General features: G+C 64.0%; 12 protein-coding genes and 1 tRNA gene. 7 read left to right on the forward strand and 6 right to left on the reverse strand.

The genetic code is table 11. From position 1 onward, the window contains the following. Positions 1-222: 222 nt before the first annotated feature. Positions 223-855 carry a site-specific integrase gene (locus tag IG98_RS47920; protein ID WP_051753688.1) on the reverse strand — a complete coding sequence of 211 codons (633 nt, stop codon included), beginning with the start codon at positions 853-855 and terminating at the stop codon, positions 223-225. Positions 856-970: 115 nt separating this feature from the next. Here IG98_RS47920 and IG98_RS0142915 point away from each other — a divergent pair, with 115 nt between their 5' ends. Then, positions 971-1,312 carry a RidA family protein gene (locus IG98_RS0142915; RefSeq protein ID WP_245651951.1) on the forward strand — a complete coding sequence of 114 codons (342 nt, stop codon included), beginning with the start codon at positions 971-973 and terminating at the stop codon, positions 1,310-1,312. A gap of 130 nt (positions 1,313-1,442) precedes the next feature. Here IG98_RS0142915 and IG98_RS0142920 read toward each other — a convergent pair whose 3' ends face one another. After that, entirely contained in the window at positions 1,443-1,862 is a 420-nt protein-coding gene (locus tag IG98_RS0142920; RefSeq protein WP_157594875.1) for a GNAT family N-acetyltransferase, read from the reverse strand. 170 nt (positions 1,863-2,032) lie between these two features. Between IG98_RS0142920 and IG98_RS0142925 the strand changes: the two genes are divergently transcribed. From IG98_RS0142925 to IG98_RS0142940, 4 genes are all read left to right on the forward strand, one after another. Then, complete coding sequence (locus IG98_RS0142925) at positions 2,033-2,470, forward strand: tetratricopeptide repeat protein (RefSeq protein WP_211264372.1); 438 nt, start codon at positions 2,033-2,035, stop codon at positions 2,468-2,470. 22 nt (positions 2,471-2,492) lie between these two features. Then, complete coding sequence (locus IG98_RS47925; protein WP_051753690.1) at positions 2,493-3,077, forward strand: SMI1/KNR4 family protein; 585 nt, start codon at positions 2,493-2,495, stop codon at positions 3,075-3,077. Between the two features lie 120 nt (positions 3,078-3,197). Further along, positions 3,198-3,815, forward strand: coding sequence for a DUF5919 domain-containing protein (locus tag IG98_RS54050; protein WP_245651953.1), 618 nt, complete (start codon positions 3,198-3,200; stop codon positions 3,813-3,815). Further along, the gene (locus IG98_RS0142940) at positions 3,812-4,627 is read left to right on the forward strand and encodes an inositol monophosphatase family protein (RefSeq protein ID WP_030926125.1); all 816 of its coding nucleotides are present in this window, start codon (positions 3,812-3,814) and stop codon (positions 4,625-4,627) included. Before IG98_RS54050 ends, IG98_RS0142940 begins: the two co-directional genes overlap by 4 nt. Before the next feature lie 180 nt (positions 4,628-4,807). Here the strand turns inward: IG98_RS0142940 and IG98_RS0142945 are convergent, their stop codons facing one another. Next, positions 4,808-5,218 carry a RidA family protein gene (locus IG98_RS0142945; RefSeq protein WP_030926127.1) on the reverse strand — a complete coding sequence of 137 codons (411 nt, stop codon included), beginning with the start codon at positions 5,216-5,218 and terminating at the stop codon, positions 4,808-4,810. A 513-nt stretch (positions 5,219-5,731) separates the two neighbouring features. Here IG98_RS0142945 and IG98_RS51705 point away from each other — a divergent pair. After that, a tRNA-Ser gene (locus IG98_RS51705) sits at positions 5,732-5,797 on the forward strand. Positions 5,798-5,900: 103 nt separating this feature from the next. Here IG98_RS51705 and IG98_RS46130 read toward each other — a convergent pair. The 3 genes from IG98_RS46130 to IG98_RS0142970 all read right to left on the reverse strand — a co-directional run bounded on the left by IG98_RS46130 (position 5,901) and on the right by IG98_RS0142970 (position 8,172). Next, the gene (locus IG98_RS46130; RefSeq protein ID WP_084196076.1) at positions 5,901-6,995 is read right to left on the reverse strand and encodes an ISAs1 family transposase; all 1,095 of its coding nucleotides are present in this window, start codon (positions 6,993-6,995) and stop codon (positions 5,901-5,903) included. 303 nt (positions 6,996-7,298) lie between these two features. Next, complete coding sequence (locus IG98_RS0142965) at positions 7,299-7,643, reverse strand: DUF1801 domain-containing protein (protein WP_030926128.1); 345 nt, start codon at positions 7,641-7,643, stop codon at positions 7,299-7,301. A gap of 40 nt (positions 7,644-7,683) precedes the next feature. Next, a complete protein-coding gene (locus IG98_RS0142970; protein ID WP_030926130.1) occupies positions 7,684-8,172 on the reverse strand; it encodes a cupin domain-containing protein in 489 nt (162 codons plus the stop codon). 181 nt (positions 8,173-8,353) lie between these two features. Between IG98_RS0142970 and IG98_RS54055 the strand changes: the two genes are divergently transcribed. Then, the gene (locus IG98_RS54055; RefSeq protein ID WP_245651952.1) at positions 8,354-8,983 is read left to right on the forward strand and encodes a helix-turn-helix domain-containing protein; all 630 of its coding nucleotides are present in this window, start codon (positions 8,354-8,356) and stop codon (positions 8,981-8,983) included. Positions 8,984-9,921: the final 938 nt, after the last annotated feature.

Below are 9,921 nucleotides of genomic sequence, written 5' to 3' on the forward strand. Positions count from 1 at the left end.
GCCGATGATGTGTGGACGCCCTCGGACTGGTCGGTGCCTGAGACCTCCGTCCCCCTGAATCCGGCCGCCGGATAACGACCGCCGCTCCAAGCAGTCAAGGCGTCCTGATATCCGGTGCACACGAAGGCGCTCCAGCCAGAAGGTCACGATCCACGACTGGAGTGCTAGGGTTCACCAGCCAAAACGCCGCTTTCCTGATCTTGGGAAGCGGCGTTCGTGCCATTAGATATTGCCGGCCTTCCGCTCGGCCTCGACACGCGCGCTGAGCACATCTGCGATCTTCTGGTCGGCATCGCGCATGGCGTGCTGGTTGATCAGCGCCGCCCGGTCGCTGTCGTGCCCCGTCCGTGCCTTGAGATCGGCGAGGCTCGCGCCCGACTGCGCGGCGAGCGTGTTTTCCGTGTGCTGCAGGAAGTGCAGGCCCTTGATACCCATCTCCTTGAGCGCTTCCGCCCACTTGGCCTCTCGGCGGAAGTTGCCGCCGTGCAGGAACGCGCGCTTGCCGGTCCGCCACTCGGTCGGCCGGCTCGAAGACCTGGCGACGATGAGGGTGGGCCGCTCCGGCGTCTGCTCGTTGTCCGCGCCCTTGATCCGACAGGGGTTCCGGCTGATCAGCTTGTCCTCTTCGACCGCCGTCATCAGAACGGCACGCAGCAGGTGGCACGCCTTAGCTGAGACGTCGATCTGAGTAAATTCGACGACCATAAGGATCTCGGCGACGGTGCCGAGCGTGACGGTCTCGACTAGACAGGCGGTGAAGGCGATCGAAGCGCTGACGCCCGCAGATGGCCCAGCTCGCCTGGCACCCACACTGTGCAACCGGCAGGAGTAATCTTCTACCCCGGTTCCCATCATTCGGTATGCGATGTCGGCCCCACCCCCTCAGCCCTCCTTCGACAGCAGGAAGACCATGACGAGTTTCGAGCTCAGCAGCCCCTTGACGTTGCCCGCGACCAACGGGTACAGCCACGTGGCGATCATTTCTCCCGGAAGTCGGCTCGTCTGGACCTCGGGCCAGGTTCCGATCGCCGCGGACGGCACTGTCGCGCCTGCCGGAGACTGGGAGGCCCAAACTAGGCTGGCCATGCAAAATGTCGGCGCTGCGTTGGAGGGGGGCGGGGCGACCTGGAACGACGTGTTCAAGCTCACGATCTACGTGGTGGACACATCGGCCCTGCCGGTTGTCCGAATGGTGCGCGACGAGTTCGTCAGCGTGGACCGGCCTCCGACGAGCTCGCTGGTGCGGGTCGCCGGCCTGTTCCGGCCGGACATCCTCATTGAGATCGAGGCGGTGGCCGCAGTAGGCGGGTGAGCTCGGCCCCTGGGCGCCGTACAGCAGCCAGATACAGCAACACCGCCTCGCATGGCCACTCGTCACCGACCCCCAACTACCGCCTGTCGTGGGCACCGACGTAGTTCACTTCACTCGGCGATAACGTGGCTCACAGAGATTGCTCCAGTCGATGCTTCATCGGCAGGAACCCTGCCGCTTCGTAGAACGAAAGCGCCTCCTCGTTGAAGTCCCAGACCTCCGTAAGGAGGCGGCGGCATCCAGCCTCCCGCCCCGCGTCTCGAACAGCCTCCAGTAAGGCGGTCGCAACCCCGTGGCGCCTCCCCAGCGGGGCCACAGCCAGTTGGTCCAACCCGATCAACGAGTCGGCATGGGTGAGAACGGTGGGGGCAGACTGATGCAGGGTCGCACCTGCATAGCCAACGCATTCGTCATCGAGCTCGGCAATGAAGATTCGCGCCGTTTTCTGGTCGAGCAGGTTTCCGAACATCTCTGTCAGATCTTCGAGCGAAGGGGTCGTGTAGAGGTCCGGCCGATTCTCTACGTGGATGCCATGCACGTGATGGTTCATCTCAGCGAGCAGGGCGGCGTCTCTCCCTGGGGTCGCCTGGCGGATCCGTAGCTGTGACACCGCGTACCTCTTCCTCTGGCATAGGCACAGAAGAATTCATGATCGCACCAGGGACCAGTACCCACATCTCCAGAGCTACACTTCCGCTCACCCAGTCACGCAGTGTGCCAATGCAGCACGACGATCGCCGCGGGGTGGCTGAACCCCTGGAATGGTCTGGGACCTCGTTCCTAATGACGGTGCGGGTGCGTTCTCGGTCTGGTCGGGCGGCGGATGCCTTCTTCCTCCAGCGCGGCATGACCGAGCTGCATCTTGACAACTGGCCCAAGGCGATCGACCTGCTGACGGATGGACTGTCCAGCTTGCCAGAGAGCTACAAGCGCGATCGCGCCTGGTACGGCTCATGCCTGGCCAAGGCCCACGCTGAGGCTGGAGACGTGGCGGCGGCCGTACAGGTGAGCCTGCCGATCGTGGCCGACGCTGTCGAGCTGAACCGCCACGCGGCCAAGGAACTGCTTACGATCGCACGAGACTTGAACAGGAAACAGGCGCCGGAGGCGGTCACTCTCTCCGAGGCGCTGATGGCCTGTTCATCTGTCTCGGAATGATCGGTCGGAGAGGGAAGGCACCATGGCCACTGTCGCCGATCTGGTGGTGATCATCGGACCTTCGAACAAGCCGGCATCCGCCGTGGATTGGACCGCGATCGAGGCGGAGACCGGTCTTGTGTTCCCCAGCGACTACAAGGCATGGACCGCCCAATATGCCGACCTCCGGCTGAACGACTTTCTCTACGTCAGCCGTCCCGACCTCGGTGGACTCGAAAGGCAGGGCGCGATTCACCGGATGAGTCAACTTCGTCCGATCATCGAGGAGTGGGGCACCATCGACCTGGTGGACGACGAGGGTAGAGAGATCGAGGCGCTGCCCTTCCCTCTCTATCCCGAGCCCGGCGGTGTGTACCCGTGGGGATCGACGGATAACGGGGACTACCTTCTGTGGCTCACCGGTCCTGATCCCGAGAAGTGGACGATCGTGATCACAGACGGAATGACGTGGTGGCATTATCCAGGATCGCTGATGGACTTCCTCGTCGGAATTATGAGCCGTAAAGTGCTATGCCCTTTGTTCCCTGATGACTTTCCCGACGGAACCGATATCGAGGAATACACTCCGGAGGATCATGCTCGCATACGGGCTGAGCATGGGCTGTGACGGCAATCGGTGGGGCAGGGTGACGGCATCTCACGCAGCGGTTTTCTGGGTGACCAACTGGGTGACAACGGCCTCGGACGAGGCCGGGCGACGGTGGATCGCCGTGGACCGTATTCGCAGGTGGGGGCGGGTATTGCCCATGGTCCCGCCCCCACCGGGGTTGCTTTGCAAGCAGGATGTCAGGAGTTCGAATCTCCTAGGCTCCACCACCCTCACGGACACGAAAAAGCCCAGGTCAGGCATGGTTGCCGCAACCTGGGCCTTGATCTTCATCCGGTCTTCTTTCGCTCCCGTGCCCGTTGCGTTCCCGATCCCTTCGCCAGTGCCCCACGGGCGAGACCGTCGAGTAAGCGACTCCTTGAAAGCGGAACCGAAATTCGGTGCCTGTTCCTTGGTCCCCGGGGAAACGCCATCCGTGCCCGCGAAGACGAGGAAGGCTACGAAGACGGCACACTCACCACGCTGACCGCGCTCAACATCAGCATGCTGAACCGTCTCACGGCGAACCTCACCCCGCAGGCGGCCGAACTGCTTGAGCTGCGCGTCTACGACGAGACGATCCGCTTCAACATCCTCATCGTGGGCTGGACCACATGCGTGGTCCAGCCCTACCTCCCACAGGCTCGCGGAGTCGACTCACCTACCATCGTGATCAATGACAACACGGCCGCCGATGGGCTGTTCCCCGTCTTCGACCAGGTGTTCACCTCGATGCGGGAGCGGAGCAGCTCCGTATGACCGTCGACGCCCGCGCACTCCTGCCGATCGCCGAGCAGGCCGTCACCATCGCCGGCGAGATCGTGAAGACCCGCCTTCCCGGAACCATCACCGCCAAAGGTGATCGCGACATGGCCACCGAGGTGGACTACGCCGTAGAGCACGCGGTCCGTGACTTCCTGAGCCGCGAGACACCCGAGATCGGGTTCGTCGGTGAAGAGGAAGGGGCCACCGCCGCTGCCGAAAGCGGCCTCAAGTGGATACTCGACCCGGTCGACAGAACCGCCAACTTCCTACGCGGCATCCCGCTGTGCGGTGTCTCCCTCGGCCTGGTCGACAAGGACATGCCGACCCTCGGCGTGATCGACCTGCCGTTCCTCGGCTCCCGCTACAGCGCGGCCGAGGGCCATGGAGCCCAAGCCAACGGACAAGAGATCCACACGAGCGACACCGGCGACCTTCACTCCGCCGTGGTCGCCATCGGTGATTACGCCGTAGGCAGCGACGCGCAAACGAAAAACCGTCTCCGCCTGGCACTCACCCACGAACTCGCCGCCCGCGTGCAACGCGTCCGGATGTTCGGAGCGGCCTCGATCGATCTCGCCTGGGTGGCAGAGGGCAAGATCGACGCCCTCATCATGCTCAGCAATAAACCATGGGACACCGCCGCGGGAGCGCTCATCGCCCGCGAGGCCAAAGCCACCGTCGTCGACCTGGACGGCAGCCCACACACCATGAACTCCGCGGCCACCATCGCGGCAAGCCCCAAAATCCTCGCCGATCTCATCGAACTCATCACCGAGGCACGCAAGAACGCCGAACGTAGCGAATAGCTTGCCGAATTGTTCTCATGGGGTATCAAGGGGCGGCGGCGCTGCGCGCCGGGCATGCGGCCTGGGAGCCGGTCCCGGCGCGCGGGCAGGACTCCGGGCCGTCGCCGTACGCCAGCCGCGCCGCCCGGACCATGCTGCCCGCCCATGGTCACCCCGCCGCCCAGATGAGGACCTTACCGCTCAGGAATCAAGTACGGCGGCGACGGCTTCGATCTCAACGAGCTGGTTGTCGTAACCAAGCACGGTGACTCCCATCAAGGTGCTCGGTACGTCATGGTCACCGAATGAGTCCCGGACTACCTGCCAGGCAGCCACCAAATCCTCCCGTCGGGTGGACGCGACGAGAACCCTTGTGCTGATGACGTCCTGCAATGATGCGCCAGAGGCAGTGAGAGCCGCCTGCATGTTCTCGATGGCTTTCGCTGCTTGGCCCGCGTAGTCCCCAATCGCTGCCGTCGAGCCGTCCTCGTTCAGGGGACACGCTCCAGCGAGGAAGATGAGTCGCGACTCGGCAGGCGCCGTGGCTGCGTAAGCATACTCGGCGACGTCGGACAGAGAAGCGGAGCGGATCAAAGTGATGGCGCTAGGCACAGTCCCTCAGTCCCTTTCATATCGGGCACAGAGCGACCATCCTGACATCGGCATCCTACTGCCGCATCCTCTTTTCGCAGCCAAGCCGCCCGTACCTCGCGGCCCGCCCATGGTCACGCCGCCGCACAGCTACAGCCCTACGATCGCCACTGCGTGGTCGGACGCCGTACGTGGTCGGGGGCGATCGACGATCCAGGGTTCGTTCCTCACCCTGGTTCAGCGAGCGAGGTAGTTGATCGCCGAGCGATCCTTGGGCCTAGTCCCTGTGGGCAGCCATCGAGGAGTTCTCCCACTTCACCGCTGATGACGACGGGTACATGTTGTCGCTCACCAAGGATCTTGTCGGTCTGGCGCGTCGAGCGAGAGAAAACGATCAGCTGCTCTACTGCTGGTGCTCCTTGTGACATACCTGGTGGCCATGCCCGTTGCATGCCCGATGGGGTGGGAAACAAGGGGGAAAGGCGGGGAGACATGGGGAACGCGATCAGTGCGCTGAGCTGTGTTTGCCCTGGTGGAGCATGATCGGCATGTGTCTTTGCAAGCAGGATGTCAGGAGTTCGAATCTCCTAGGCTCCACCAGCCAAAACGCCGCTTCCTCGATCAAGAGGAGCGGCGTTCGGGCCATTAACTTTTAGAAACCGGCACATCGGCCGCGTCCACTTCGTCAGGGCTGAAGGAGTTCTCACATCGTGAGACTCAGGGCGATCAGCGGGTTGTGGAAGTCATCACGCGCCCACCGGGTGCCATCGGCGATGTTGGTGAAGCCAAGCAGGCGTAGCGCGCCGATCGCGTAGCTGCGCATGGTGGCCAGGATCGACGGGGCCGAGGCGGTACGGACCCTGCATCGGTCCTCCCCGAGGGTGACATCCCTCACGTAATGATCTTTGTTTTCGATCGACCATTCGCTCCTGACCAGATCGGCCAGGCGTCGTGGGCCGGCCAGCGTCGCGGGCAGGTTGGTGACGCCCAGCACCGCGACGTTCGACAACGGCTTCCAGCGCAGGTCGTAGACGTGGCGTTCGAGGAGGAAGACTTGCTTGATGTGCAGGAAGCGGGTTGTGGCCGGGCGGGCATGACCTGGATGGTGCGGATCTCGGTGCGGCCGTGGCCGCGGTCGTAGGTGGTCCATCCGATCGGCACGTCCTTCCAGGCCAGAGCGTCGAGCTGGTCGAACAGGGCCCTGGTTGCCGCCGACCGGGAAGACGTAGAAGGCCTCACGCCGGTGCAGGTAGCGGGCGTGCTCCCGCTGCGTATGGAGCCTGTCGGCGCTGATCACGACGTTCTTCAGGCAGCCGATTTGGTCCAGCAGCGGGGCGAAGGCAGTGATCTCGTTGGATTTGGAGCTGACGTCGATCGTCGCGACCATGAGGGCGTCGTCGGCCAACTGTACGCCGAGTCGATGTCGGGCGGGTGTGCCGGGGATGGCGGTGCCGCGCTGGGTCTTGCCGTCGACGGTCATGGGGATCAGTTCGTCGGGATCGTCGTACAACTCGCGCAGTTGGCCGGTCCGGTGCATGGCGTAGGCAGCGTCCACATATGCGGCGTTGACCTGCGCGATCGTTCGGCACACGGTATCGGGGTGCGGGGATTGGAACAGGCCGGTCCGCCGATCCCGCTGGGCGCCGAGCTGGGCCAGGACCTCTTGCGGAGCGCGGGCGATCCAGTGCCGGATCGCGGCGGAGGAGACCGCGCCGGACACGATCGCCGCCTGGACCAGGGCCAACATCAAGGCCAGTGGATAGCGCCGTCCGCGTCGATCACGAGGATCTGGGACCATGCCTGGCGCAGACCGGCCATGTCCACGACCTCATCGGCTGGTGTGAGAGATCCGTGCTGGTCAGCGGCGCTGATGGCGGGCACGACGGGCGGCATGGCAAACTGCACGGACAACGAGGCTCAGGTAGATCGGATTGGCGTGAGAACCGCCGTTCTACGGGGCCTTGTTGCATGTCAGGACTTCGCCACGCCGTACGCGATCAACCCGTGACCTGCGAATCCCCTTCTGGTCGTCTCAACATTCGATAACTCCGTCAGCCCTGATGCCGGGGTCGTGGCCCTGCCGCGGCAGACACCCTCGCAACTACAAGGTGGCCGCGGTCTTTTCCAGGATGCCGGCAAGTGCGTCGTAGTCGACGTTATCTCCTTCCTTGATGTCGACGGTCTTGCGTTCACCGGCGCCCATTGCCCGGAGGAATCCCTTGACCTCAGGGATGTCCGTCGCGTTGAACACCATGAACGAGACCTTGGCCTTGGCTACCGCGATGACGGCCGCGTAGTGCCCGTTCTTGAGGTAGTGCGGCTTGCCGTACTGGAGCCGTTCCTCGACACCTGGAATGGTCTCGCCGATCATCGCACGTAGTTTCTCGCACACGTCGATCTGCCACGGCTGCGTCTTGTTGATGTACTGGGTGACGTCGTCGTTCATGCTCTTCACCTTGATTTGCTGTTCGATGGAAAGGGCGGGCCTATACCCAGAACGTGTCGTGGCGGAGGTAGAACTCGGCGAGTTCCTCCTCGCTGGGGCGCCCGGACACGGCGAACTCGACCAGCCCTTCGAAGTAGCCCTCGCGGGGCGCGCCGGGCGAGAAGTGCAGCAGCATGCTGGCCGGTTCACCGGACTCGTTCCGGAAGCCGTGGATGCCGCCCTCAGGGACGTGCACGAAGTCGCCAGGGACGGTGTCGATCCACCGGGTGCCGTCGTAGATGCGGATTGTGCCGGCGAGGACATAGAACGACTCGGAGATCGAGCGGTGGAAGTGCGGGCTCGGGCCGCTCGGCACCGGGCCCATCTCCCACCGGTACATCCCGAACTGCCCGTTCGTCGAGGCCCCGGTGGCGAGGTAGTGCGTCACGGTGCCACCGGAGGACCGCAGCTCGGGCTCGTGGTCCGCGGTGCGGTAGGTGGCGTTGATCTCGCCCGTGTCGCCGAGGTAGCGGGGTTCTGGATAGCTCATGAAGGTCCTGCACTCGCTGCCTGGGGGTTGTCATCGGGCACCCAGGCAGCGGCATAGGTGACGTTGGTCATGGTCGCGACCGTACCGAACGGGTCTGACAAATAGTCGCTATTCGGAAGCACTGCCGCATCGAAATACGCCCCGGACCCCCAATTTATCCGACGACTCGGTACGCCTCTTGATGCGCGAGTTCCTCACCGTGGAGTACCGGCTGCCACGTTGGGGCGAACTATCGCGGCCCCACTCATCCGGCGAATGCCGTCGACGGCATGCCCACGGCGCCCAACTGATCGATGGCGTGCACGGGGTCGTCGTCGGAAAGATCGAGCCCTTCACGGGCCGACGTGATGTACAGAACGTCGAGGCGGGATCCGCCGAACGTGCAGGAGGACGGCTGGTGCACGGGCAGCGGGACCTCGCCGAGCAAGTCTCCGTCCGAAGAGATCCGTGCCAAGCGGTCGCCGCCCATACCGCGACCCATAGGCCACCCTGCTGCGTCGACGGCAAGTGGCGCGAGAGCGATCACTTGGAGCGCGCGATTGAAACCGCCGGTGGCGTAGAGGCGTTCGAAGGCGAGGCTCAGCACCTGCGTCAGGAGACGCAGGGGTGGCGGCTCGCGGAGATGCGCAAGCGCCGTGGGCTTACCCAGACTCAGGTCGCCGATCGTATGGGTATATCCGTGGCTCGTGTGTCACAGATCGAGAACGGCGATGTATCCACTCGTGAGGTCTTGGACCGTTACGTTGCCGCGCTCGATGGCACGCTCAAACTTGTTGCAGATTTCGGCGATGAGCAACTGAAGGTCAGTTGACGCGTTGGCCGAAGGGTCCTCGGGTTCGACACGGTGCAGATGGCACTTCAGCCCCGACACGGAGTATCGGATGCCGTGGCCGAGAATCTCGTCGGGTCGGCTTGTCCCGTGACGAGTACATGATCGATTGCTCCGCTGCTGGAAGCGAGCTTGGCAGTGGTGTCCGCCGTAGGCCGACGAGACCGATCACCGGGCCATTAGCGGGCCATTACTGACGATCAAAGGTGGACGTTACACGAAGGCCATCTATCGCCGCAGGTCAGCGGCATGATCGCATGTAACTTCGAGCTTTCATGTTCAGTAAGGGCGGTCAACAGGGGGTACTCACGGTCACTCGCGGACTGCCTCTCGCCCCGGGCGGGGCCGTTGTCCCTGAAGATCAGGCCGATTTGCAAGCAGGATGTCAGGAGTTCGAATCTCCTAGGCTCCACTCCCTCTCGGACAGACAAAAGCCCAGGTCAGGCATGTTGCCGTAACCTGGGCTTTGATCTTCATTCGGCCTTCTTCCGCTCCCGTGCCCGTTGCGTGCCCGACCCCTTCTCGAGGCGGCGGCGCGGCGCACCGCCGCGCGGCCCGCCGCCCGAACGCCGCCCGAACGTACGGCGTGGGCGCCGGTCTCGGCCGGCGGCGGGACCACGGGCCGCCCACCGCACCACCCGCGCGCCGCACTCGACCATCAGCCGCCGCACAAGGGCCGCACCGCCGCCCAGGGGCAAAGCCTCGACCACCGGCCCCTACCTCTACGCGGCACCTACGGCGTCCTTCGGATAGGCGCCGGCCGCTTGGCTCTCTCACGTCCTGTACCTCATGCAGGACAGGATCAAGCCGGTACCGCCCTCACTTCCCAATGAGGTTGTCAAGCGGCGACGGAGGCGTTTGCCGGCGGTTGGTAGCGCCGTCGATCACGTATAAGAGCCCACAGGACGTTGACGCGTCGG

The sequence above is a fragment of the Streptosporangium amethystogenes genome, assembly GCF_000721075.1.
In the GTDB taxonomy this organism is placed as follows: domain Bacteria; phylum Actinomycetota; class Actinomycetes; order Streptosporangiales; family Streptosporangiaceae; genus Streptosporangium; species Streptosporangium amethystogenes.